At 64.5% G+C, this 23719-nt stretch carries 19 protein-coding genes and 1 tRNA gene; 12 read left to right on the forward strand and 8 right to left on the reverse strand.

Features of this window, described 5'->3' with window-relative positions; all coding sequences use genetic code 11:
* Positions 1–887: 887 nt before the first annotated feature.
* Together AC1DKY_RS20080 and wrbA are read right to left on the reverse strand one after the other, a co-directional pair.
* Positions 888–1235, reverse strand: a complete 348-nt coding sequence (locus tag AC1DKY_RS20080) for a DUF2069 domain-containing protein (protein ID WP_441605581.1) — start codon at positions 1233–1235, stop codon at positions 888–890.
* Positions 1232–1834: an NAD(P)H:quinone oxidoreductase gene (gene wrbA / locus AC1DKY_RS20085; RefSeq protein WP_441605580.1), complete on the reverse strand. Its 603-nt coding sequence runs from the start codon at positions 1832–1834 to the stop codon at positions 1232–1234. The genes AC1DKY_RS20080 and wrbA overlap by 4 nt, the downstream gene beginning before the upstream one ends.
* 126 nt (positions 1835–1960) lie before the next feature.
* Between wrbA and AC1DKY_RS20090 the strand changes: the two genes are divergently transcribed.
* The 3 genes from AC1DKY_RS20090 to AC1DKY_RS20100 are packed head-to-tail and all read left to right on the forward strand — an operon-like array spanning position 1961 to position 3980.
* Positions 1961–3235 carry a YihY family inner membrane protein gene (locus tag AC1DKY_RS20090; protein WP_441605579.1) on the forward strand — a complete coding sequence of 425 codons (1275 nt, stop codon included), beginning with the start codon at positions 1961–1963 and terminating at the stop codon, positions 3233–3235.
* On the forward strand, positions 3232–3711 hold the full coding sequence (locus AC1DKY_RS20095) for a TlpA family protein disulfide reductase (protein WP_441605578.1): 480 nt from the start codon (positions 3232–3234) through the stop codon (positions 3709–3711). The genes AC1DKY_RS20090 and AC1DKY_RS20095 overlap by 4 nt, the downstream gene beginning before the upstream one ends.
* Positions 3712–3713: 2 nt before the next feature.
* Positions 3714–3980, forward strand: a complete 267-nt coding sequence (locus AC1DKY_RS20100; RefSeq protein WP_441605577.1) for an acylphosphatase — start codon at positions 3714–3716, stop codon at positions 3978–3980.
* A gap of 4 nt (positions 3981–3984) precedes the next feature.
* Here the strand turns inward: AC1DKY_RS20100 and AC1DKY_RS20105 are convergent, their stop codons facing one another.
* Complete coding sequence (locus AC1DKY_RS20105) at positions 3985–6807, reverse strand: EAL domain-containing protein (protein WP_441605576.1); 2823 nt, start codon at positions 6805–6807, stop codon at positions 3985–3987.
* A 208-nt stretch (positions 6808–7015) separates the two neighbouring features.
* On the opposite strand from AC1DKY_RS20105, the gene AC1DKY_RS20110 reads away from it, so the two are divergent.
* Entirely contained in the window at positions 7016–7516 is a 501-nt protein-coding gene (locus AC1DKY_RS20110) for a VOC family protein (RefSeq protein ID WP_441605575.1), read from the forward strand.
* A 3-nt stretch (positions 7517–7519) separates the two neighbouring features.
* Here AC1DKY_RS20110 and ppk2 read toward each other — a convergent pair whose 3' ends face one another.
* From ppk2 to hemA, 4 genes are all read right to left on the reverse strand, one after another.
* The gene (gene ppk2 / locus AC1DKY_RS20115; RefSeq protein WP_441605574.1) at positions 7520–8299 is read right to left on the reverse strand and encodes a polyphosphate kinase 2; all 780 of its coding nucleotides are present in this window, start codon (positions 8297–8299) and stop codon (positions 7520–7522) included.
* 93 nt (positions 8300–8392) lie between these two features.
* Positions 8393–10498 carry an O-linked N-acetylglucosamine transferase, SPINDLY family protein gene (locus AC1DKY_RS20120; protein ID WP_441605573.1) on the reverse strand — a complete coding sequence of 702 codons (2106 nt, stop codon included), beginning with the start codon at positions 10496–10498 and terminating at the stop codon, positions 8393–8395.
* A 58-nt stretch (positions 10499–10556) separates the two neighbouring features.
* Complete coding sequence (gene prfA / locus AC1DKY_RS20125) at positions 10557–11636, reverse strand: peptide chain release factor 1 (protein ID WP_441605572.1); 1080 nt, start codon at positions 11634–11636, stop codon at positions 10557–10559.
* A 68-nt stretch (positions 11637–11704) separates the two neighbouring features.
* A complete protein-coding gene (gene hemA / locus AC1DKY_RS20130; RefSeq protein ID WP_441605571.1) occupies positions 11705–12979 on the reverse strand; it encodes a glutamyl-tRNA reductase in 1275 nt (424 codons plus the stop codon).
* A gap of 109 nt (positions 12980–13088) precedes the next feature.
* Here hemA and AC1DKY_RS20135 point away from each other — a divergent pair, with 109 nt between their 5' ends.
* From AC1DKY_RS20135 to ychF, 8 genes are all read left to right on the forward strand, one after another.
* Positions 13089–14828, forward strand: coding sequence for a tetratricopeptide repeat protein (locus tag AC1DKY_RS20135; RefSeq protein ID WP_441605570.1), 1740 nt, complete (start codon positions 13089–13091; stop codon positions 14826–14828).
* Positions 14825–15454: a lipoprotein insertase outer membrane protein LolB gene (lolB, locus tag AC1DKY_RS20140; RefSeq protein WP_441605569.1), complete on the forward strand. Its 630-nt coding sequence runs from the start codon at positions 14825–14827 to the stop codon at positions 15452–15454. The genes AC1DKY_RS20135 and lolB overlap by 4 nt, the downstream gene beginning before the upstream one ends.
* Positions 15455–15562: 108 nt before the next feature.
* Complete coding sequence (ispE, locus tag AC1DKY_RS20145; RefSeq protein ID WP_441605568.1) at positions 15563–16957, forward strand: 4-(cytidine 5'-diphospho)-2-C-methyl-D-erythritol kinase; 1395 nt, start codon at positions 15563–15565, stop codon at positions 16955–16957.
* A gap of 16 nt (positions 16958–16973) precedes the next feature.
* A tRNA-Gln gene (locus AC1DKY_RS20150) sits at positions 16974–17050 on the forward strand.
* 53 nt (positions 17051–17103) lie between these two features.
* Positions 17104–18042 (forward strand): ribose-phosphate diphosphokinase, encoded by a 939-nt coding sequence (locus AC1DKY_RS20155; RefSeq protein ID WP_441605582.1) that lies wholly within the window; start codon positions 17104–17106, stop codon positions 18040–18042.
* Between the two features lie 105 nt (positions 18043–18147).
* Positions 18148–18792 carry a 50S ribosomal protein L25/general stress protein Ctc gene (locus AC1DKY_RS20160; protein WP_441605567.1) on the forward strand — a complete coding sequence of 215 codons (645 nt, stop codon included), beginning with the start codon at positions 18148–18150 and terminating at the stop codon, positions 18790–18792.
* Positions 18793–18836: 44 nt separating this feature from the next.
* The gene (gene pth / locus AC1DKY_RS20165) at positions 18837–19418 is read left to right on the forward strand and encodes an aminoacyl-tRNA hydrolase (protein ID WP_441605566.1); all 582 of its coding nucleotides are present in this window, start codon (positions 18837–18839) and stop codon (positions 19416–19418) included.
* A gap of 107 nt (positions 19419–19525) precedes the next feature.
* Positions 19526–20617 carry a redox-regulated ATPase YchF gene (ychF, locus tag AC1DKY_RS20170; RefSeq protein WP_441605565.1) on the forward strand — a complete coding sequence of 364 codons (1092 nt, stop codon included), beginning with the start codon at positions 19526–19528 and terminating at the stop codon, positions 20615–20617.
* 124 nt (positions 20618–20741) lie between these two features.
* On the opposite strand, the gene AC1DKY_RS20175 is transcribed toward ychF, so the two are convergent.
* A complete protein-coding gene (locus AC1DKY_RS20175; protein WP_441605564.1) occupies positions 20742–23687 on the reverse strand; it encodes a TonB-dependent receptor domain-containing protein in 2946 nt (981 codons plus the stop codon).
* Positions 23688–23719 lie beyond the last annotated feature (32 nt).

The raw sequence follows: 23719 nt of genomic DNA on the forward strand, positions 1-23719 counted from the left end.
GGCGGGCGTTTCGATCGGCTGCCGCCGCTCGAGTCACTTTTCTTTTGCTGGCCCAAAAGATCCCACGGGACTAGCTTCGCGTCGAAAGTAACCCAAAGAAAATGGCCTGATAACGCCCGCAGCATCGTGTTGGGATAAGCCCGAACGCTTGAGGTGCGTCGTGGTGGGACAACCTCCGAGGGTACACAGGGGGTAGTTCAAAGCGCTGCGCAACGCGCCCGAATCGCTGAGGACTTARAGCGGGGCCTCGCTTCGCATCGGCTTTGGGCATCGCTCATTTTCTCTCCAACGCCCGCTTGTCTGTGGGAGCGCACCCTGTGCGCGACAGCCACGCTGSGGTGTACCGCTCCGTAGGTTTGTCGCGCACAGGGTGCGCTCCCACAGACGAGCCGACCGGCAAGATTGATCCGCCATCCACGGACCTGCGYCCYCCTTGTAGGAGCGCACTTGTGCGCGACCGCACCACCTGGATGTACCGCTCCGTCGGCTGGTCGCGCACAAGTGCGCTCCTACAAAAAACACGCCCGGCGATGCCGCGCAACCCGACCGCGCACATGGAGGGCCACAGGTCCGGAAGGCGTGCCATCCGGGGTGCCGTTTCTTTTGCCTACTTTTCTTCACTCCTGGCATCCTGCCCCCCGCCCTTGGGGCTGGCTTCACCGTTCGCACGCGCTCCTGCGCATGCGTGGGCAAGCAAAGAAAAGTAACTCGAGCGGCGGCAGCGGCACGAACGCCCGCGGCAGGCGAGCCAGATCGCGCAGCCGCGCCAAGCGGAGACTGGCGAATCGGGGTGACCAGCCATTCGGCTGTGGAAAGGTGCCTCCGGCGTCCGGCGGGACGACAAGCCAAGCAGAGGCAGGCTCAAACGGAAGACAAGGCGCGCGTACTTACGCCGACCGCCGCCTCTTCACCCCCGCCCCCAACACCCCAATCAACGTCAACGTAAACACGATCTCCAGCCATCCCAGCCAACGCTCCCCAGGCGCACTCCAGGCCTCACTCACGCCATGGCAGAAATAGAACAGGCTGAGAATCCCGACCCACAGCAAGGCGCGACGCACGTCGCCAACAGCGAGCAGCGGCAGCAGCAAGGGGATCACCGTGATGGCGAGCACCAGCATCGGCGGCATGCTCTGCGCCGGAAACAGCCAGCCATGCCACACCAACTGGAGCAGCGTGAGCGCAGCCCAGGCGACCAGGCCCACGCGATAGTTGGCAGTCAGCGGCGTCGTCATGCAGCCGAGCCCAGGCGCCGCGCCACATCCGCCAGGCGGCGTCCCAGTGCGCGGGCGAGTTCGCGTTCGTGTTCGCTGATGGCGTTGTCGCCCTTGGCGCCGGACACGTGGCTCGCACCGTAGGGCGTACCGCCGCTCTGGGTGGAGGTGAGTGCGGGCTCGGTGTACGGCAGGCCCACCAGCAGCATGCCGTGGTGGAGCAGGGGCAGGGCCATGCTGAGCAGGGTGGATTCCTGGCCGCCATGCATGGTGCTGGTCGCGGTGAAGACGGCGGCAGGCTTGCCGGCGAGCACGCCGCTGGCCCATTCCGCGCCGGTGGAGTCGAGGAAGTACTTCAGCGGTGCGGCCATGTTGCCGAAGCGGGTCGGGCTGCCCAGCGCAAGGCCGGCGCATTCGGCCAGGTCGTCGCGGGTCACGTACGGTGCGCCTTCCTCCGGCTCCGGCGGCTGCGCCAGTTCGGTGACGGGCGCCACCGGCGGCACCTGGCGTAGCCGGGCGCGCATGCCGGGAATCTCCTCCACGCCACGCGCGATCAGTCGCGCGAGCTGGGCGGTGTGGCCGGAGCGGCTGTAGTAGAGGACCAGGATGTCTTGGCTCATGGCGTTGGGCGTGAGTGTCTCGATCGGTTAGTGTAACGGGCGTTCAAGCCCCTGTTGCCGCCTTGTTCACGCACCTGCATGAGCGATCGCGCCACCATAGAGCGTTCGACGTTGAAAGGAGTCACCATGGCCTTGCGTTTCGATCGCGACCGCTTGCGGAGCTTCAGCCGGTTCCTGTGGCAGCGGTTCATCGACGACAAGTGCTTCGAGACCGCCGGCGCACTGTCCTACACCACCCTGGTATCGCTGGTGCCCTTGATCGTGGCATCGCTGGCGATCTTTGCGGCCTTTCCCGCCTTTGCCGACGCACGCAGCACGCTGATCAGTTTCGCCTTCGACAATTTCATGCCGGCCGCCGGCGTACGCGTGCAGGAATACCTGGACGGTTTCGCCAACAACGCCAGCCAGCTCACTGGCATCAGCGTGCTGGTGATGTTCTTCAGTGCGTTGTCGATGATGGTCAGCGTCGAAGACCGCATGAACCGCATCTGGCGCGTGCAGCGACAACGCGGCTGGGTATCGCGCCTGCTGCTTTACTGGGCCGCGCTGACACTGGGCCCGATCCTGATCGTCGGCGGCATTGCGGTGGCGTCGTTTGCTACCGCGTTGCCCATGCTCAGCGATGCCGCGAACACGCTCAACCTGAAGGTACGAGTGGTGGCGGTGTTGCCCTTCGTAGTCACCTTCCTCACCCTGATGTTGATCTACATGGTGGTGCCCAACCGCCGCGTGCATTGGCGCAATGCTGCCATTGGCGCCCTGATGGGCGCGATCTTGTTCGAACTGGCGCGCTGGGGTTTCGCGCGCTTCATCCATCACGCGCACACCTATCAACAGGTGTATGGCGTACTGGCGGCGCTGCCGATCTTCCTGCTGTGGATCTACCTCTCGTGGGTGATCGTGATCCTTTGCGCGTCGATTGCGGCGGCCGTGTCTGCTTTCGATTATCTGCCGCCTTCGCAATTTCTTCCCGAACAAGCGGCCTTCCTGGGCCTGCTGGTGGTGCTGGGACATTTCATCGAGGCGCAGCGGGAAGGGCGCAAGATCAATCCCGATACGGTGCGCGCCTGTGAGCCGCGGCTGCATCGCTCCTCCATCGTGAATTATTTCGGCGACCTGCAGCGCGCGAAACTGATCCAGGGCGAAGTGGGCGCCGGCTGGCTGCTCACGCACAGTCTCGACAGCACTGACCTGATGCGCGTATATGCTCATTGCAGCTACCGCGTGCCATTGCATCCGGCCCAGGAAGCGAGCGTGAACGATTTGCGCCTGCCCGCGCACTTACTAGCGTTACTCGATGAGGCGGCGCAATCGCTGGAAGGCGTGCTGCACACCTCATTGCACCATGCTTATCCGCTGGGCCAATCGGCCTCGAATTTATCCAAGGACACATCGCGATGAAGTTGTTGAAAACGCTCGCCGTCATGGGTGGCTTGCTGGCCATGGCGGGCGCGGCGCATGCCGCCATGCCCGAGCAGCCCTCGATCAAGCTGACCACACTCGACGGCAAGCCCTACGATCTGGCTTCCCAGCGCGGCAAGTGGGTGATCGTCAATTACTGGGCCACCTGGTGCGTGCCGTGCATCAAGGAGATGCCGGACATTTCCAAGTTCGTCAGCGTGCACAAGGACAAGGTCAGCGCCATTGGCCTGGCGTACGACGATAGCGACCCGGCCGACATCAAGGCGTTCATCGCCAAGCATCCGGTGAGCTACCCGGTGGCCCAGGTCACCATGGACAAGCCGCTGAAGGATTTCGATGAGCCGCGCGGCCTGCCCACGACGTGGCTGATCGGTCCGGACGGCAAGGTCGCCAAGCGTTTCGTCGGCACCGTCAACGAAGCCTCGCTGGGCCAGGCCATCAACCTGGGTAAATGACCATGGCGGCCGTGCGCTTCTTCGTCAAAGGTCGGGTGCAGGGCGTGTTCTATCGCGCCAGCACCCGCGAACAGGCGATGGCGCTCGGCTTGTCCGGCTACGCCAGGAATCTGGAGGACGGGCGCGTCGAAGTGGTCGCCATCGGCGCGCCACCGTGCATCGAAAAACTGGAGCGATGGCTGTGGCAAGGCCCGTCCAGCGCGCAGGTCGACGAAGTCATTCGCGAAGCCTGCGAGGAACTGGACATCGAAGGCTTCCGCACGCGCTGATCGCTCACGCGTTGAACGCGGTAGGCGCGACTCCGCTCTCCTGCAGAAACGGGCGCGGCACGGACAGCACGAAGCCCTGCGCAAAATCGATGCCGAGCCGGTGCACGGCTGCGAGCAGTTCCGGCGTGCCGACGCATTCGGCAATCGTCTGCTTGCCGGTGACATGACCGATATTGTTGATCGCCTCGACCATCGCGTGGTCGATCGGGTCGTCGATCATGTCTTTGACAAAGCTGCCCTCGATCTTCACGAAGTCGACGGGCAGATGCTTGAGATAGGTGAACGAGGACATGCCGGCGCCAAAATCATCGAGCGAGAAGTAGCAGCCCAGCGCCCGCATCTCGTGGATGAAGGCGGTGGCGCGCGACAAACTCGAAATGGCGGCCGTTTCGGTGATCTCGAAACAGATCGACGAGGGTGCAATATCGAAGGCGATGAATTGCTGGCGCAGGAACACGGCAAAGCCGTCCTCGCACAGCGATGTGCCCGAAAGATTGATGGCGCATTGCGATGGAATATCGGGCAGTCCGCGATCCGTGGCATCGCGTAGCGCGGCAAATGCCGACTGCACGACCCAGCGATCGATGGACGGCATCAGGCCGTAGCGCTCGGCCGCGGGAATGAAGGCGCGCGGCGGGATCAGCTGGCCGTCTTCGCCCACCATGCGCAGCAGCAGTTCCACGTGGCGATGCGGGCTATGGCGACGCAGGTCGACGATGTCCTGTGCGTAGAGTCGAAAGCGGTGACTCGCCAACGCGGCCTGGATGCGGCTCACCCAGCACATCTCGGTCTGGCGCACGGCAACTTCGTCGTCGTCCAGATGATAGGTCTGCACGCGGTTGCGGCCTTTCTCCTTGGCCAGATGGCAGGCGGCATCGGCTGCGCCGAGGATGTCTTCGCGGGGCAGGCGCTGGTCGGCGCTCAGGCTGACCAGGCCGATGCTTGCGGTGGTGGCGAAACTGCGCTCACCGAACGCGAAATGCAGATCGCCGATCGCCACCCGCAGGCTCTCCGCCATGTTCAATGCGGCGTCCGCATCGCAGTCTTCCAGCAGCACCACGAACTCGTCGCCGCCCAGTCGCGCCACGGCATCGGTGGCGCGCACGTGGCCGATGAATAGCGCGCCGATCTGGCGCAGCAATTCATCGCCCGCCGCATGACTGCAGGTGTCATTGACCACCTTGAACTGATCCAGATCCAGATACAGCACAGTGAATGAGCGCCCGTTGCTCTCGGCGGCCGTCGTGGCGCGCGCAAGACGGCGTTCAAATTCGCGACGGTTGATCAGGCCGGTGAGCACGTCGTGGCTGGCCTGGTAGCTCAGCTGGGCCGCGTGTTCGCGGTCGCGGCTCACGTCGCGCATCACCAGCACGACGCCGTCCATATTGCCGTTGCGATCGCGGATAGGAGTGGCCGTCAGGTCGACTGCCGTGGTTGATCCCCCTGCATGCATCAGGACGAGCTTGTCGTGCTGGCTCCAGGCCGGCTGTCCTTGCAGCACCTGCATGACGGGGTCGGCGATGGACACGCCGCTGGTCTCTTCGACCAGCTGGCAGATGGCGCCCACCGCCAGGCCGCGGGCATGATCGGTGCTCCAGCGCGTGAGGCGTTCGGCGCTGGGATTGAGAAAGGCGATGCAACCCCTGGCATCCGTGGTGATAACCGCATCGCCGATCGACTGCAGGGTGACTTCGGCACGTTCCTTTGCCGCATACAGCATGGCATCGGCTTTGCGTCGTTCCGTGATCTCGGTGACTGAGCCGGCCATGCGCCGCGAGCTGCCGGTCGCGTCGCGGGACGAGGCGCCTCGCGCATGAAACCAGCGGGGTGCGCCATGGCGTTGCGGCACCCGAAATTCCACGTTCAGCGGGTGATTGCGCCACACGTGGGCGGCCACCGCGCGCATCACGCGACGACGATCCTGCGGATGGATGCAAAGGAACACCGAGGTGGCGGCGCCATCGTCCGTGACGTTGAGTCCGAGCATCTGCCGCAGGCGAGGGGACAGGTAGATGTGACCGGTGGTGCGATCCCAGTCCCACAGGCCATCGTTGCTGCCGGCCACCGCAAGCTGAAAGCGATCTTCGCTGGCGCGCAGTTCATCGGCGACGCGCACACGATCATCGAGCAGGCGCCGCGCGCGCCGTGTGGCAACCAGCACCATCACGGCCGCGGCGAGGCAGAGCCATACTCGCAACAGGTTGGAGGTCTCGCGCGAGGCGTTGCCCAGCGCGTCTGAGAAGGCGTATTCCAACGGCGTGAGGCGTTCATCAATGCGGCGCAAATGTGCGCTGGCCGCTGCTGCCCACGCGGCAGATCCCTGGTCGGTGTTGATGCGCCGATGCGCATCGGTGCCCAGGGCGAGCAGTTGATCGATGGAGCGATCGGCCTCCACCCATACATCGACCGCACGGCGAATGCTGCCCACGCCGTGAAAATAACGGTACAGGCGAGCCATGCCGGGAATATCGTCTTCCGGTGTGCCGCCGCGGCGAAAGCCGGCGGCGACGACGGTCATATCGGGCCACGTGCGATCGAGTTCCTCGCGTCCCGCGCGATCGCCCAGGGGTACGTCGATGGCGTCGAGAAACTGCCGGTAATCGGCCTCGTCATGGCTGGACAGATAGTGCTGAAGGCTGGAAACAGCGATCTTCTGGGCCTTGGACCAGCGACTTTCGCCGCCCACGAAGGCGCGCGCCGCCGACAGGAGGTCCAGGCTGGCGACGCACAATCCGATCATCACCACGACAACCATCACGAACGGCCACACGATATCGGCCGCACTATCCCCTTTGCCCAGCTCGGCCCCCCGGCCTGTTCCTGGCATAGACGCACTCCCGCTGCGCGTGCCTGGAGTTCAGGCAGTCGTCTTATCGGCTTGGCAGCTCAAAGCTTGAACCGCTGGCACGGCGCCCCCGTTCACGCGGCAGCGACATGGGTCGTAGGGGAGTAGGCGGCGTGTCGAAACCGGCCGACCTTATTCGTCTTCCTCATAAGGCCGACCTCTTGCCGTCCTTCACCAAGGAGACTGCCGCATGTCCACGCGATTCCAGCGCATCACGCCGTTCCTGTGGTTCGATCATCAGGCCGAAGAAGCGGCGCAGTTCTACGTGTCGATTTTTCCCAATTCGCGCATCCTCATGACCACCCGCTACACAGCGGCAAGCGCCGCAGCGTCCGGCTGCACCGAGGGCTCGGTGATGACAGTGGATTTCGAACTCGATGGCCAGAACATCACAGCCTTGAACGGCGGCCCCGTGTTTCGCTTCAACGAGGCGGTGTCGCTGGTCGTGCACTGCCGCTCGCAGGAAGAGATCGATCAGTACTGGGATGGCCTGCTGGCGGGCGCGGCCGACAAGAATGGCCAGTGCGGCTGGCTCAAGGATCGCTTCGGCCTGTCCTGGCAGGTGGTGCCCGACGAGATGATGCAGCTGCTGACCGGTGGTGACGCTGCCAGCGTGGCACGCGTCCATGCGGCCATCATGGGCATGAAGAAGCTGGACCTGGGCGAGATGCGGCGTGCGGCGGCGGGCTGAGCCTCACTCGCCGAACGTGTCGGGCACCCATTCCGCCTTGCGCGTGACCTGCTCGTCCTTGGGCTTGCCCTTGAGCTTGGGCATCTTGGGTTCGGGGATGGTCTCTTCGCTGCGCGGCACCTGTTCCAGCAGGTGCCGGATCAGGTTCACGCGTCCGCGCTTCTGATCATTGAAGTCGACCACGAACCATGGTGCATGCGGTCGACTGGTGCGTTCGATCATCAGGTCGCGCAGGTGGCCGATTTCCTCGTACTTATCGCGCGAGGCAAGGTCGGTGGAAGAGAGCTTCCAGCGCTTGAGCGGATCCTTGGCGCGTTCGTCGAAGCGTTCTTCCTGCTCCTCCTGATCCACTGCAAGCCAGTACTTGAGCAGGATGATGCCGTCGTCGCTGAGCAATTTTTCAAACGCAGGGACGGCGGCCATGAAGGCCTTGTACTGGGCCTTGCTGCAAAAGCCCATGGCCGGTTCGATCACCGCGCGGTTGTACCAGCTGCGATCGAACAGCACGATTTCGCCGGCGCTGGGGAGATGCTCCACATAGCGCTGGAAATACCATTGGGACGACTCGACCTCGGTAGGCTTGGCCAGCGCCGCAATGTGATAGCCGCGCGTATCCATGGACTCGGTGATGGCCTTGATGGTGCCGCCTTTGCCGGCTGCGTCGCGCCCTTCGAAAATCACCACCAGCCGGTGGCCGCTACGCTGCAACCATCGATGCAGGCCAGCGAGCTCCAGCTGCAGCTCGGCCATGGCGTGGCGATAGGTCTGTTTCTTCTTGCCCATGGTGCGACTCCTTGGGTAAAGACCCTTGGCATTTTCCCCAGTCAGGGCAAGGACGGAGTGAAGAAGCCGCCCCAACCCTGCCGCCGCCCGCGCTTACAGATCCAGATCGGCCGGCTTGCGTCCAATGCGGTAGCGCGCACTCATCGCCTGCACGGCACGTCGGAAGTCGCTGGCGAATCCCTGCATGTCGAACAGCGAGCTCTGCGTGCGCTGCTGCGACAGGTGCTGGCGCAGCGTGCGCAGCGCCTCGCGATCGTTGCCAAGCTGGGTCGCCATGGCGATGAAGGCTTCTTCGTCCTCGCAGATCAGCTCGGGCAATCCCAGCTGCTGCAGCAGGCTGGTGGCGACCCGTCCAGCGAAGGTGCGTCCCGTGCAGGTGAGCACGGGGCAGCCGGCCCACAGTGCATCGGAGGCGGTGGTATGCGCGTTGTAGGGCAGGGTGTCGAGGAACAGATCCGCATGGACGTAGCGCGAGAGATAGTCCTGATGCGGCATGCGCGGCAGGAAGACCAGCCGCTCCGGCGCGATGCCGGCCGCGCTGGCGGCGGCGCGCAGGCGGTCGTCGGCGCCATCCACGCCGCTGAGCAGCCACAGCACGCTGTCCGGCACCTGCTGCAGCACCAGCATCATGCGGGCAAACGAGGCGGGATTGATCTTGTAGCTGTTGTTGAAGCAGACAAACACCGTTCCCTGCTCGGGCAGGCCGCACTCGGCGCGCGATGGCGGTTGCGCCACCTCGCGGGTGTTGTCGTTGGGCTGGTAGCAACGCGGCAGGCGCAGCAGTTTTTCGCTTACCGTGGCGCGCTGATCGTCCGGCACGATGACCTTGTCGGCCACCAGGTAATCCATCCACGGGGCACCCATGCTGCCCGCATAAGCCAGCCAGTTCACCTGGATGGGCGCGGGGCGCAGGGCAAAAAGTTCGGCGTTGTCGCGCCCCGAGTAACCATTGAGGTCGACCAGTACTTCCACGCCGGTGTCGTGGATGCGCTGCGCGACCTGCGCGGCATTGAGCGCCGAGACGTCGTGCATGGTGGTCGCGGCAGCGAGGCGGCGGCGGATCGAGCCGCCATCGTCGCGCGTGGTGGCGAACAGGTGCAGATCCAGGTCGTCGTCGTTGGCGAGCGCCTCGAACATGGCCACCACCAGCAAGCCGGTGGCGTGATCGTTGAAGCCGTCGGCCACGAAACCGACGCGCACCGGACTGTCCGGCGCCGGCTTGGCATGGCTGAAGTCCTGCTGCTTGCGCAGCGCGGCAAGCTGCTGCTCGACCACGGCGGCAAACGCCTTGGCGGCCTTCAGCTGCAGCTCGGAATCGATGTCTTCGGACAGCGTGACAAAGGGGCTGACCACGGCGGTTTCGTCGGCAATCGCCTGCTGCAGCCGCTGGCTCAGTTCGTCCAGGTCATGCCAGTCGCACAGGCGGCGGCGCAGGAACAGCAATTGGCTGAGCGTGCGGCCGTCGTTCGGATTGAGTTGAAGCGCGCGCTCGTAGGCCTGCGCGGCCGCAGCCAGTTCGCCGCTGTCCTCCATCACCTGGCCGGCAGCGAACGGGTACTGCGGATTGCGCGGCGAAATGCGTTCGGCCGTCAGCCACGCCTTGGTCGCCTCGGCGCCGCTGCCCTGGGTCTGCAGGATGCGGCCGCGCAAGGCATAGGCAGCGTCGAAACGAGGATGCAGCTGCAAGGCTTCGTCGGTATGCGTCTTGGCCTGGTCGATGTTGCCCAGCTCCAGCTCGGCCGCCGCGAGGTTGAGGCGCAGGCCCGGATGGGCCGGCGCGCCATGGGTGCCCATGGCATAGGACTCGCGGGCGTGCTGGAAGCGGGCGGCCGCCATCAAGGCGTTGCCCAGGGTCAACAGGATGGCCGGGTGGCCGGGCGACTGGCGCAGGGCGGCGCGCAGGTGCTCGATGGCGCCGTCGGCGTCGCCATTGGCGAGCTGGGCGCTGCCGAGGTTGCACTGCACTTCCACGCTTTGCGGCGCCAGCTGGGCCGCCTGCTCCAGTATTTTCACGGCATCGGCCGGCCGCTGCAGCTGGAGCAGGGCCACGCCGCGCAGGCGCGCCAGTTCGCCGTCGTCGGGATACTGCGCGCACGCCTCGGCGGCAGCCTGTTCGCCATCATGGAACGCACCGCGCTCGAGCAATTGGACAATCTGCTGAGCGAGCACCTGAGAAGAGGGGGTAAAGAGGTCAGTCATCCCGCCAAACTAACGCAGGGTGGGCATGGCTGCCAATCCGTACGTACGGGTCGGCCGCTCAGCCGGCGGTGAGCGCCTTCAATTCGTCGGCCTGGTTTTCGCGGGTCAGCGTATCCACCAGCTCGTCCATATCGCCCTGCAGCACTTCCGGAAGACGGTAGAGCGTGAGGTTGATGCGATGGTCGGTGATGCGGCCCTGCGGGAAGTTATAGGTGCGGATGCGTTGGCTGCGGTCGCCGGAACCCACCTGCAGCCGGCGCGACTCGGCCTGCACCGCGGCCTGCTTGCTGCGCTCGTCATCCAGCAGGCGGGCCTTCAGCAGGCTCATGGCTCGCGCGCGGTTCTTGTGCTGGCTGCGCTCGTCCTGGCACTCCACCACGATGCCGGTGGGCAGGTGGGTGATGCGAATGGCCGAATCGGTCTTGTTGACGTGCTGTCCGCCCGCGCCCGAGGCGCGGAACGTATCGGTCTTGATGTCGGACGGACTGATCTCGATCTCGTCGATATCGTCCATCTCCGGCAGGATCGCCACCGTCGCCGCCGAGGTGTGGATGCGCCCCTGCGATTCGGTTTCCGGCACGCGCTGCACGCGATGCGTGCCCGATTCGAACTTCAGCCGCGAATACGCGCCCTTGCCCTCGATGCGCGCGACCACTTCCTTGTACCCGCCGTGCTCGCCGTGGTTCTCGCTCAATATTTCGACATGCCAGCGGCGACGCTCGGCGTAACGCGTATACATGCGGAACAGGTCGCCGGCGAAGATCGCCGCCTCGTCGCCACCGGTGCCGGCGCGCACTTCCAAGAACAGGTTGGCCTCGTCGCGCGGATCTTTCGGCAGCAGCAGGATCTGCAGCTCGTCGTCGAGTTCGGCCAGGCGTTGTTCGAGACGGCCGATATCGTCCCTGGCCATCTCGCGCAGCTCGGGATCGTCCAGCATCGCACGCGTTTCGCTGAGCTCCCGCTCGGCGCCATCGTGTTCGCGCAGCGAGTTCGTCACCGGTTCGAGCTGCGCGTATTCGCGCGACAGTTCGCGGAAGCGGTTGTTGTCCGCCTGCACATCGGGCTGCGCGAGCAGCAGTCCGATTTCTTCATGGCGTTCGGCGAGGGATTCGAGTTTGCGGCGGATCGAAGGAGTCATGGCGGAGGCACGCGAAGAGGTGAGGGACGAGAAACAGCGAGGTGACCCTTGGATTTTCTCGGGGCCCGCTACTCTTCGTTGACCTCAGGCTTCTCCGTAATGCCATAAAGACGGCCGGCTGCATGCAGCAGGTCCATGTCGCCGCTGAGGGCTGCCTCGCGCAGGCGCGCGCTGGGGTGGTGCAGCAATTTGTTGGTCAGCGTATTGGCCAGGTAGGCCAGCGCTTCGTCGGGCGACTTGCCGCGCGCAATCATGGCGCGTGCTTTTTCCAGCACTTCGTCGCGATAGCCTTCCGCATGCTGGCGCAGATCCACCGCCGGGTTGCGCAGCGACAGCGCGCGACGCCATGCCATGTATCGTTCCACTTGCAGGTCGATGATGGCGTCGGCTTCGCGCGCGGCGGCTTCACGCGAGCGGCGGTTGTCGTCGATCACCTGGCGCAGGTCGTCGATGCCGTAGAGGAAGACGTCGTCCAGTTCGCCGACCGCCGCTTCGATGTCGCGCGGCACGGCAATGTCCACCATGAACATCGGCTTGCGGCGGCGGGCCGTCACGGCCTTCTCCACCATGCTGCGCGTCACGATCGGCTGGCGGGCCGCGGTGGAGCTGATCACGATGTCCGCTTCCGCCAGGTGCTGCGGCAGGTCGCTCAGCGCAATGGCATAACCGCCATAGCGGGTCGCCAGTTCCTGCGCGTTTTCCAGCGTGCGGTTGGCCACGATGAGCCGGCGCACCTGCTTGTCCACCAGATGGCGTGCCGCCAGTTCGATGGTGTCGCCCGCGCCGATCAGCAACACGCAGGCCTGACGAAGATCGGTAAACACCTGTTCGGCCAGGCGCACCGCGGTGAACGCCACCGACACGGTGTGCGCGCCGATGCGCGTATCGGTACGCACGCGCTTGGCGACGGCAAAGGTGTGCTGCAGCAGGCGCTCCATCGGTGCGCGCAGGGCCTGCGCATCGCGCGCCTGCTGGTAGGCGTCCTTCACCTGCCCAAGAATCTGCGGTTCGCCCAGCACCATCGAGTCCAGTCCGGTCGCCACACGGAACATGTGGCGCACGGCTTCATCTTCGTCATGACGATAGAGGAACTCGTCCAGCTTGCCCGCAGTCAGATGGTGGTGTCGGCTCAGCCATGCCTGCGGAACGTCCTCGGCTCCTGCCGAAACGCTCACATAAAGCTCGGTACGGTTGCAGGTGGAGAGGATCATCGCCTCTTCCACGCCGGGCTCGCGGGCGAGCGCCTGCAGGGCCACACCGGCGGCCTCCGCATCGAATGCCACTTGTTCGCGCAAATTGACCGGCGCGGTGAGGTGGTTGAGCCCTAAGGCGATGAGCTTCATGGTTCAGGGCGATTCGAGGCGAAGGGCATCCGGCGTAAACTAGCGGTTAGCAACGACCGTTCTACATTGTGGATACGGCCGTGTCACGGACGGATGAGCGGAGAATAGTGTGCTGAGCAGGTGGTCCAAGTTCAAGCAACTGCGGCATTTTGCGGTCGGCGGTCTGGCGGCGCTGGCCCTGGCCGGGTGCGCCACCGTCTCAGGTTCGTCGGGACGTTCGCTGGCCAACGACAAGCAGCCGCTGGGTCGACTGGTGGTCGCGGTGCCCGATGAGGATCACGACCTGATGGCCCAGCTGCTTGCTGGCGAGATGGCGCTCACCCGCACCGATCTCAAGGCGGCGTCGGCGGCCTACAGCCGCGCCTCGCAGTTGTCGCTCGATCCCAAAGTGGCTGAGCAGGCGGCTGCGCTGGCGATCGCGGTGCGTGACACCGATAGCGCCAACGCGGCGATAGCCCGCTGGCAGGCCCTCGGCGGCAAGCCGGCGCCTTTGGCCCAGGCGCGCGCCCAGCTGGCACTGAGTCAGGGCGATACCCAGGAGGCACGCCGTCAGCTGGAAATCCTGGTCAATACCGGCGATCCGGATGCATGGCGGCAGTTCGGACGGGTACTGGTCAGCGGCCGCGACGCCGCCCAATCCGCCCAGTTGCTGGAGGCCGTGGCCACCCCGCAACGCCTGCCCAACGACCCGCAGGCCTGGCTTGCGATGAGCGAACTGGGCGACAAGCTGGGCCGTCATGCGTATGCGCTGCAGATCGCCGAGGCCGCCGTAAAGCGGTTCGGCACCGCCGAGACCTATGCCTGGCTTGGCCAGATGCGGTACCACGACGGCGACAAGAACGGCGCCAAGGCCTTGTTCGACAAGGCGCTGGCCAAGGACCCGAAGAACACCCAGCTACGTCTCGCCTACGCGACCCTGCTGGGGCAGGGCGGTGATTACGCCGCCGCCGCGCACATGCTCGACAGTGGCCCGCAGGACGCCGACACCTACGCCATGCGCGCCGCCTTTGCCGCACGCGCCCACGACACCAAGACCATCAATCGCCTGTATACCCAGCTGCAGCACTCGCCGGACGACGTGCGACAGGGCAGCGCCTACCTGCTGGGCCAGATGGCCGAGATGCTCGACAAGAAAGATGAGGCGCTGAAGTGGTACGACCAGGTCGCCGACGATGACGATCACGCCTTCGATGCCGACCTGCGCAGCGCCGTGCTGCTGCAGGATCTGGGCCGCAGCGCCGAAGCGCACGAGCAGCTCGCGCAGATGCAGACCGACTACCTCGACCAGCCGGCCATGCTGCGCCGCGCCTACGAGGTAGATGCCGAGCTGTATATGGACGAACAGCAGTACAGCCAGGCCGAGCGCGCTTTCAGCCGGGCGCTGCAGGTGACGCCGGATGATCCGGGCCTGCTGTATGGCCGCGGGCTGGCCTATGCCTCCGCCGGCCAGACCGACCAGGCGGTCAATGATTTCCGTCATCTGCTTCAGCTCAAGCCTGACGACACCGATGCCACCAATGCACTCGGCTACACGCTGGCTGACGCCAACCGCGATCTTCCCGAGGCCCAGCGCCTGATCGAGCAGGCCCGTGCAGCACGTCCGGACGACCCGGCCATCCTCGATTCCTGGGGCTGGCTGCAGTACCGGCTGGGGCATCTGGACCTGGCCGAAACCACGCTCCGCGGCGCCTGGACGGCGCACAAGGACGCGGACGTCGGCGTGCATCTGGGCGAAGTGCTGTGGAAACAGGGGCGCCAGGAAGACGCGCGCCGCGTCTTCGACGAAGTGCGTAAGATCGACCCGCAAAGCATCAACCTCCACAACACCCTCAAGCGCCTCAATCCATGAAGCTTCCTATTCGACTCCTCGCGGCAGCCTTGCCGCTGCTGCTGGCCGCCTGCGTCCATAAGGAAGCCATCCGTCCGCAACCCCAGGCCGATTACGCGGTGCTGCTCAACGAGCAGCGTGCCCGCGAGCATCTCTTGGAGAAGACCGATCATTGGGTCCTGCAAGGCAAGATCGGCGTGTCCGGCGAGGTCAATGGCAAGAAAGAGGGTGGCAGCGGCACGCTGACCTGGACGCAGAACGGCGACAATTACGAATTCGTGGTGCGGGGCCCGGTTGGCAGCAAGAGCTTCAAGCTGACGGTGACGCCGGTGAGTGCGGTGCTGGAAGGCCTCGATGGCGGTCCACAGCGCAGTCCTGACGTGGAGTCGCTGGTGCAGAACGCGCTGGGCTGGCAGGTGCCGTTCCATGACCTGCGCGCCTGGGTGCTGGGCACCCGCGCCGACAGCGGTCCGGCCGAGCTGAAATTCGGCGACGACGGCCTCCCGAAGACCCTGACCCAGGACGGCTGGACCGTGGCCTACCCCGGCTGGGACAACAAGCGCGAGCCGGCCCTGCCTACCAAGGTCTTCGCCAGCAACCCGACCAGTTCGGTGCGGCTGTCGATCGAGTCCTGGACCATCCAATAACCATCGCCCTCTCTTGTGGGAGCGCACCCTGTGCGCGACCCGATGGAGCGTAACCCTGGGCGCCCCGGTCGCGCCCAGCGTGCGCTCCTACAACCACCTGATGCTCCCATGACCTTCCACATCCAACGCGCCCACCTCGAACAGGTCGATGCCCTATGCGCCATCGAGCGCACGGCCGTCGAACTGTTTCGCGGCCACCGCGCGTGGCCGTCCTACCGCAATGTCTCCGTGCCGCCGGAAGTGCTGCGCGAAGCCATCGCGCGTGGATTGGTGTGGGTCGCCGTGATCGGCTCCGGCGAGCCGGTGGGCTTCATCTGGCTGGATGCGGAAGAGGGCGGCAACGCCATCGGCGTGGCCGAAATGGACGTGCTTCCTTCACACGGCCAGCGCGGCATCGGCGCGGCCCTGCTCGAACACGCCTGTGCCTGGGCGCGCATGGCCGGCTACCACCGCGTGGACCTGGGCACGCTCGCCGATGTGCCCTGGAACGCGCCGTTCTATGCGAAGCACGGCTTCCAGGTGATGGACAAGAACCTGCCCGAGTTTGATTTCGCCCGCGAACGCGATCGCGAGAACGGCTTTCCGGATGATCTGCGCGTTTTCATGAGCCGGCCGCTGGCGCCGCCCGATCCGGCCGATTGGACCGTCTGGCCCGCGCCCGCCAAGCTGAACCTGTTCCTGCGCATTGTCGGCCGTCGCCCGGATGGCTACCACGAGCTGCAGACCGTCTTCCGCCTGCTCGACTGGGGCGATGAGATCCGCCTGCGCGTCCGCCGTGACGGTGAGGTACACCGCCTGACCGAGGTCCCCGGCGTGGCGGCCGACACCGACCTGGTGGTGCGGGCTGCCCGGCTGTTGCAGCCCCAGGCGCCGGCAGGGGCGGGCGTGGATATCGAGGTGGATAAGCGCATCCCCATGGGCGGTGGCCTCGGCGGCGGCAGCTCGGATGCAGCCACCGTGCTGGTGGCCCTGAACCGCCTTTGGGGCGCCGGCCTGGACGACGACACGCTCGCCGAACTGGGCCGCCAGCTGGGTGCCGACGTCCCGGTGTTCGTGCGCGGGCGCTCGGCCTGGGCCGAGGGCATCGGCGAAAAACTGACGCCGCTGGGCCTGCCCCCGCGTTGGTACGTGGTGCTGGACCCCCACGAACACGTGCCGACCGGGGCGCTTTTTCAAGCGTCTGAATTGACACGAAATGCTCCGCCCGCCACAATTTCATCCTTTGCTTCGGGCGAAACGGTCGAGAACGCTTTCGCGCCCGTGGTCCGCGCGCGACATCCGCGTGTGGCTGCGGCGCTGGAATGGCTCGACGGCTTCGGCCGGGCAAGGCTTTCTGGCAGCGGTGCCTGCGTGTTCCTGGAGACAGGCGACGTGGAACGTGCCGAAGCCATCGCGGAGCGGTGTCCCGCCCATTTCACGGCCCACGTGGCCAGGGGCGAAGATGTTTCTCCGTTGCATGTCGCCCTGGCGCGCTATCGCGGTGTCGGCGGGAACGGCAAGTAGAAAATCCAGTTGTTACTGGGGCGTCGCCAAGCTGGTTAAGGCACAGGATTTTGATTCCTGCATGCGAAGGTTCGAATCCTTCCGCCCCAGCCATTCATATGGCTCACACAGGTTCTAGAGAAATGACTGTCGACATCTCCGGCCCGATGCTCTTCACCGGCAACGCGCACCGCGCCCTCGCCGAGGATGTGGCTCAACGCCTGGGTGTGCCGCTGGGCAAGGCGCTGGTCAGCAAGTTCAGCGACGGCGAAGCCCAGGTGGAAATCGAAGAAAACGTTCGCCGCCAGGAAGTCTTCGTGTTGCAGCCTACGGGCGCGCCGAGTGCGGAGAATCTCTTCGAGCTGCTGGTGCTGGTGGATGCGCTCAAGCGCGCCTCGGCCGCCAGTGTGACGGCGGTCATTCCGTATTTCGGCTATGCCCGCCAGGATCGTCGCCCGCGCTCGGCGCGTGTGCCGATCACGGCAAAGATGGTGGCCAAGATGATCGGCACCTCGGGCGTGGACCGCGTGCTCACGGTTGACCTGCACGCCGACCAGATCCAGGGTTTCTTCGACATCCCGGTGGACAACGTCTATGCCTCGCCGGTGCTGCTGGCGGACATCTGGCGCAACTACAGCATGGACGACCTGATCGTGGTCAGTCCGGACGTCGGCGGCGTGGTGCGTGCGCGTGCCATGGCCAAGCGCCTGGACGATGCGGATCTGGCCATCATCGACAAGCGTCGCCCGAAGGCGAACGTGGCCACCGTGATGAACATCATCGGTGAAGTCGACGGCAAGACCTGCGTGCTGGTCGACGACATCGTCGACACCGCCGGCACCCTGTGTGCGGCTGCTGCGGCTCTTAAAGAGCGCGGCGCCCGCAAAGTGGTGGCGTACTGCGTGCATCCGGTGCTGTCGGGTGCGGCGCTGAAGAACATCGAAGGCTCCCAGCTCGACCAGCTGGTGGTCACCAACACCTTGCCGCTGCGCCCGGAAATCGCCGCATGCAGCAAGATCCGTCAGCTCTCGGTCGCCGAGCTGCTGGCGGAGACGATCCGCCGCATCGCCTTTGGCGAGTCGGTGAGCTCGTTGTACATCGACTGAGTTTTCGCGGCGGGCGAGAGTCTGCCGCTGTTTCACGGCTCCTCTGGTCGCGGGGGAGTCGCATGACTGCCGCGAGGCAGCTCACTTTTGATAGGTAATGCCCACATGGCTACGACTCATGAAATCAAGGCTTCGGCCCGTAATGACGAGGGGAAAGGTGCGAGCCGCCGCCTGCGTCATACCGGCGTCGTTCCTGCTGTTGTCTACGGTGCCGGCCAGGCCCCGCAGAGCATCCAGATCGAACACAACACCATCCTGCTCGCTGCCAAGCACGAGTGGTTCTTCTCCTCGGTGCTCGACCTGAACATCGATGGCAAGGTGCAGAAGGTGCTGGTGCGTGACTGGCAGAAGCACCCCTACAAGCTGCAGATGCTGCACATGGACTTCCTGCGCGTCGACGAGAACGCCGCCCTGCGCGTCAAGGTGCCGGTGCACTTCCTGAACCAGGACAAGTCGCCTGCCTCCAAGACCTCGGGCGTGGTGATCTCGCACAACCTGACGGAAGTGGAAGTCTCCTGCCTGCCGAAGGATCTGCCGGAGTTCATCGAACTGGACCTGACCGACCTCAAGCCGGGCGACATCGTCCACTTGTCGCAGCTCAAGCTGCCCAAGGGCGTGGAAATCGTTGCCCTGCACCTGGGTGCGGACCACGACACGGCCGTCGTCACCGCCAACACGGTGAAGGAAGAAGTCGACGAGACCCCGGCCGAGGGCGAAGCCGCCCCGGCGCCGGAAGCTCCGAAGAAGTAAGTCGCTGCGGCCCATGTCCTCGCGGGCATGGGCCGTTCGATCTTATGGCGGGTCTTCGACTCATTGTCGGACTGGGCAATCCCGGTGCCGAATATCTCCGAACCCGGCACAACGCCGGGTTCTGGTTTGTTGACGCCCTGGCGTCAGGGCAGGGCGAGCGCTTCGGCTTCGACGGCAAGCTGCATGGCGAGACCTGCAAGGTCCGTATCGGCGGCGAGCCGGTATGGCTGCTCAAGCCCTCCACCTTCATGAACAAGAGCGGCATCGCCGTGGTTTCGGCGTTGCGCTACTACAAGATCGAGCCGGAAGAGTGCCTCGTCGCACACGACGAGCTGGATCTCGATCCCGGCACCGTGCGCTTGAAGTTCGACGGTGGCCACGGCGGCCAGAACGGTTTGCGCGACATCGTTGCGCACCTGGGTCACGCCAAATTCCATCGCCTGCGCGTCGGTATCGGTCATCCCGGTCACAAGGACAGGGTCACCTCCTGGGTGCTGGGGCGAGCGTCCGAGAAGGATGAGAACGCCATCGTCGACGGCATCTCGCGCGCGCTTGATGTGCTGCCGCTGGCGGTCGATGGGCAGTTTGATAAGGCGATGCAGAAACTCCATACACCGGTGGGTTGAGATCGCCCGCTGCGGCGCTTGGGCACCAAGCGGAAAGCGTTGCGCGGCATCGACCCTTTACCATTCACCACTTACTGGCGCGTCAGCGCCGAATCTACGGAATTTCAATGGGCATCAAATGCGGCATCGTCGGCCTGCCTAACGTCGGCAAGTCCACTCTGTTCAACGCGCTGACCAAGGCGGGCATCGCGGCTGCCAACTTCCCGTTCTGCACCATCGAGCCGAACGTGGGCGTCGTGCCGGTGCCCGATCTGCGTCTCAATGCGCTGTCGGACATCGTCAATCCGCAGAAGGTGATTCCCACCGCCGTCGAGTTCGTCGACATCGCGGGCCTGGTCGCGGGCGCGTCCAAGGGCGAAGGCCTGGGCAACAAGTTCCTCGCGCACATCCGCGAAGTGGACGCGATCACCCATGTCGTGCGCTGCTTCGAGCACACCGACATCATCCACGTGGCCGGCAAGGTCGACCCGATCGCCGATATCGAAACCATCGATACGGAACTGGCGCTGGCCGATCTCGATTCCGTCGAGAAGGCGCTGAACCGCGCCGAGCGCGCCGCCAAGGCCAACGACAAGGAAGCCATGGCCAGGAAGCCGGTGCTGCAGAAGCTTGCCGCCGGTCTCAACGAAGGCAAGTCCGCGCGCAGCCTGGGCCTGGACGAGGAAGAAAAGGCGCTTGTACGCGACCTGTTCCTGCTCACGCTCAAGCCGCTCATGTACATCGCCAACGTGCGCGAAGACGGCTTCGAAAACAATCCGCACCTCGACGCCGTGCGCGCTCGCGCCGTGACCGAAGGCGCCGAAGTCGTGCCGGTATGCGCGGCGATCGAAGAAGAGATGTCGCAGCTCGAAGATGCCGACCGCGACGAATTCCTCAAGGATCTGGGCCTCGACGAGCCGGGCCTCAACCGCGTCATCCGCGCCGGCTACAAGCTGCTCAACCTGCAAACCTACTTCACCGCCGGCGTGAAAGAAGTGCGCGCCTGGACGATCAAGCGCGGCTTCACCGCGCCGCAGGCAGCAGGTGTGATCCACACCGACTTCGAGCGCGGCTTCATCCGTGCCGAAACGGTGAGCTACGACGATTTCATCCAGTACAAGGGTGAGGCCGGCGCCGCCGCAGCAGGTCGTCTGCGCAAGGAAGGCAAGGAATACATCGTCAAGGACGGCGACGTGCTGCACTTCCTGTTCAACGTCTGATCGATTGGTCGATCCGTGAAAAAGCCGCGCATTGCGCGGCTTTTTTTGTGCGTGAGTGTTTGGGTCCGCAGAAAAAGACCGCGTGATTGCTCACGCGGTCTTTCGAAGTCCAGCGAGCTAACGATCAGAACTTGACCGTCACGCGTGCCCACCAGTAACGGCCCATCAGATCAAAGTCGCTCGGGTCGGTGTTGGCGTTCAACGTGTTGTTCGCGTACAGCATGGGCGGCTGCTTGTCGAACAGGTTGTTCACGCCGAAGTCGAGACGCGTGTTGATCATGGCCAGGTTGTAGCCGACCGACACGTCGTTGTAGACCGTCGCACCATACTTGAGGATCGTGCCCGGTACGCCGTTCGGAGCGCTATCCTGCGGCGAGCCCGCCGCACCGCCGTTCTCGAATCGACCGATATAGCGCATACGCCACTGGGCACTCCAGCCGCCACTCTGCCAATCCACGAAGCCTTGTCCTCGCCAGCGCGGGAACAGGCACACACCAGCGGCGTCCGGGCAAGCCGCGGCAGCCGAGGAGCCATTGGCCAGCAGGTGGCCGGCATTTTTGTAGGTGACGCCACCTTCGGCAGCCGACGCGGTGCTCTGGTCGTAGTACTTCAGGTAGGTCGCGTTGAGACCGATATTGATCTGGCCGATCGAGAACTGCGGCAGCTTGTAGTTGGCCGACCAGTCGATGCCTGAGGTGTTCAGGCTACCGATGTTGCCCACCGGTTCGACTGTCGATGACAGCAGCTGGCCAGCGTTTACGCCGGTACTGGAATCACGCTGGATGTACTGGCAGTAGACCGTCGAACCATTGGCGCAGAGGTTCAGCAGGCTTTGCAGACCGACTTGGGTGATGGTGTTATTGAGGTTCACGCGCCAAAAATCGATCGTGGTCGACAGGCCCGGAACGTAGGATGGGCTGTACACCAGGCCGAAGTCATACGACTTGCCATGCTCCGGTTTGACGTCAAAGCCGGCCACGCGCGAACCCTGGATGACGGCACCGCCCTGCGACGCGCCCGGTAGGGTGTACTGATCAACGAAGGTGCCGTTGATCGGGACGTTCTTACAAGCCAGGGCCAGTGGCGAACCCGCTGGAGCACCGGTGTAACCGTTACACGGATCGTCATGGACCAGCGGAGCATCCGAGCCGGAGGCATACAGTTCGCCTAGCGTGGGCGCGCGAAACACGTCTTGCATGGTGCCGCGGACGAGCAGGTCGTCGATCGGCTTCCACTCCAACGCGTACTTGAAGTTGTTCGTACTGCCGAAGGAACCGATCTTGGAGTATCGGTCGCCGATGGTCAGGTTCAGCGCCTGAATGCCGGTGATGCCGGAAAGGATAGGGATGAATGTCTCGGCGTACAGATCCTTGGTGGTGTAACCACCCTGCACGGCGCTCAAACACTGACTGCCCAAAGTACAGCTACCTGTCGACGGATCGATCGTCAGCTGCGGAGCAGGCGCGGTGTGCTGGTAATCCTTGCGCAACTCGAGTCCGGCAGCCAACTGCACCGCGCCGGCCGGCAAGCTGAAAAGCTCACCGCTCAGGCCAGCGTGATAGGTCTTTTCGATGGTATAGCTGTTGGATGGTGCCGTAACGCTGGCGGCCTTGACGGCGGCAATGCTGGCAGAAGTCGAGTTGGGCTCGAACGGATTGAACTGGCACGCGGCGACGCTTGGGCAGCCCTCGCCGGTAGCCACGCCATTCACGAGCGTCGAGGGGCCGGTATACAGCTGCGACTGATTCACAAGGCCGGCGGTGGTGGTCACCACACCCTCATGACCGTAGTTGAAGCCAACATCCCAGTTCCAGTTCTTGTCCAGAACAGTGAAGTCACCCTTGAAGCCCGTATTGATCTGGGCATCGGTACGACCGGTGAACGCTTCACGCACACCGTTGGAGGTCAGGCGCTGGGTGAATGAAAGGCTCTTGTTCGTGCCATTGCCATAACCGCCAGCCGGGTTAAACACGTTGAACGCGTTACCCGGGTCGACCGATGCGCCGGTGTTTGTCGAGCCATACACGGCCGGAGCCAGCTGGAAGTTGGCCGAGGTCTTCTCATAGACCGCGTCCACGTAAGCTGTCACGTGATCGCCCAGGCGATATTCACCATTGAGGAATCCGCCGGTCCGCTCTTGCGGAGTCATGATCAGGTTGACTGCCGCGTAGTTGTACTTGTCGGTGTTCGCGTTGTAGCAGTGATAGTTCGCGGAGTTGAATATCGTCGGATTGCCGCCGGCATTGAGCGAAACACGTCTGCCGTTGGAGGCGCAGTTGAGACCGGCTGCTGCAGCGGTGGCGGCGTCGACCTGGATGCGACCCACCGGGGTCGACGATGAGCCACCGACGTATGCCTTCGAGCCGGACAGGCTCAGCGCGTTCTTCGAGAAGGCGCGGCTGCCCGCCAGAACGCCGTCCTGCTTGTTGTAGTTGATGCCGGCCATGATGCTGCCCTTATCGGACGTCTGGCCGAACGTGAAGCCGTAGCCACTCTGGGCACCGTCGTTACGATCGGACTGGCCGACGTTCGCGGCAAAAGTGGCACCCTGGTAGTTCTTGCGCGTGATGAAGTTAACGACGCCGCCGATAGCATCCGAGCCGTACGTCGCCGACGCGCCGGTCGGCAGCACTTCAATGCGCTCGATGGCATCGGCCGGGATGGCGTTCGGGTCCTTGCTCAACAGGCGATGGCCGTCGATCAGGATCAGTGTGCGCCGCGAGCCCAGACCGCGAAGATTGATGGACGAGTTACCGGTGCCGCCGCCGTTGTTGACCTGCGGGTTGACGTTTCCGCCGGTCATCGCGGGCAGCTGCTGAATCAGGTCACCGAGTGTCTGCTTGCCCGTCGCCTGGATGGCAGCGCGATCGATCGTGACGACAGGGCTGGCCGTCTCGACGTCCACGCGGCGGATAAGCGATCCAGTGACGGTGACCGTTTCCAGCGTCTTGCTCTTGGCGTGATCCGCGCTGGCGTCCTGTGCAAAAGCCGCGGTGCCGCAGCTGCCGATGACGAGTGCACCCAGCGCCAGGCGCACCGAAGCGCAAAGTTTGTTCTTCCTAAAGTTCATCCGATCTCCCCGTCCAATTAGGTTTTGGTTAA

The organism is Dyella sp. 01N448 (assembly GCF_056399225.1).

Coding starts and splice junctions, on each gene's coding strand:
- AC1DKY_RS20080 (WP_441605581.1), bottom strand. CDS start 1,235: ATGACGACGCCGCTGACTGCCAACTATCGCGTGGGCCTGGTCGCCTGG.
- wrbA (WP_441605580.1), bottom strand. CDS start 1,834: ATGAGCCAAGACATCCTGGTCCTCTACTACAGCCGCTCCGGCCACACC.
- AC1DKY_RS20090 (WP_441605579.1), top strand. CDS start 1,961: ATGGCCTTGCGTTTCGATCGCGACCGCTTGCGGAGCTTCAGCCGGTTC.
- AC1DKY_RS20095 (WP_441605578.1), top strand. CDS start 3,232: ATGAAGTTGTTGAAAACGCTCGCCGTCATGGGTGGCTTGCTGGCCATG.
- AC1DKY_RS20100 (WP_441605577.1), top strand. CDS start 3,714: ATGGCGGCCGTGCGCTTCTTCGTCAAAGGTCGGGTGCAGGGCGTGTTC.
- AC1DKY_RS20105 (WP_441605576.1), bottom strand. CDS start 6,807: ATGCCAGGAACAGGCCGGGGGGCCGAGCTGGGCAAAGGGGATAGTGCG.
- AC1DKY_RS20110 (WP_441605575.1), top strand. CDS start 7,016: ATGTCCACGCGATTCCAGCGCATCACGCCGTTCCTGTGGTTCGATCAT.
- ppk2 (WP_441605574.1), bottom strand. CDS start 8,299: ATGGGCAAGAAGAAACAGACCTATCGCCACGCCATGGCCGAGCTGCAG.
- AC1DKY_RS20120 (WP_441605573.1), bottom strand. CDS start 10,498: ATGACTGACCTCTTTACCCCCTCTTCTCAGGTGCTCGCTCAGCAGATT.
- prfA (WP_441605572.1), bottom strand. CDS start 11,636: ATGACTCCTTCGATCCGCCGCAAACTCGAATCCCTCGCCGAACGCCAT.
- hemA (WP_441605571.1), bottom strand. CDS start 12,979: ATGAAGCTCATCGCCTTAGGGCTCAACCACCTCACCGCGCCGGTCAAT.
- lolB (WP_441605569.1), top strand. CDS start 14,825: ATGAAGCTTCCTATTCGACTCCTCGCGGCAGCCTTGCCGCTGCTGCTG.
- ispE (WP_441605568.1), top strand. CDS start 15,563: ATGACCTTCCACATCCAACGCGCCCACCTCGAACAGGTCGATGCCCTA.
- AC1DKY_RS20155 (WP_441605582.1), top strand. CDS start 17,104: ATGCTCTTCACCGGCAACGCGCACCGCGCCCTCGCCGAGGATGTGGCT.
- AC1DKY_RS20160 (WP_441605567.1), top strand. CDS start 18,148: ATGGCTACGACTCATGAAATCAAGGCTTCGGCCCGTAATGACGAGGGG.
- pth (WP_441605566.1), top strand. CDS start 18,837: ATGGCGGGTCTTCGACTCATTGTCGGACTGGGCAATCCCGGTGCCGAA.
- ychF (WP_441605565.1), top strand. CDS start 19,526: ATGGGCATCAAATGCGGCATCGTCGGCCTGCCTAACGTCGGCAAGTCC.
- AC1DKY_RS20175 (WP_441605564.1), bottom strand. CDS start 23,687: ATGAACTTTAGGAAGAACAAACTTTGCGCTTCGGTGCGCCTGGCGCTG.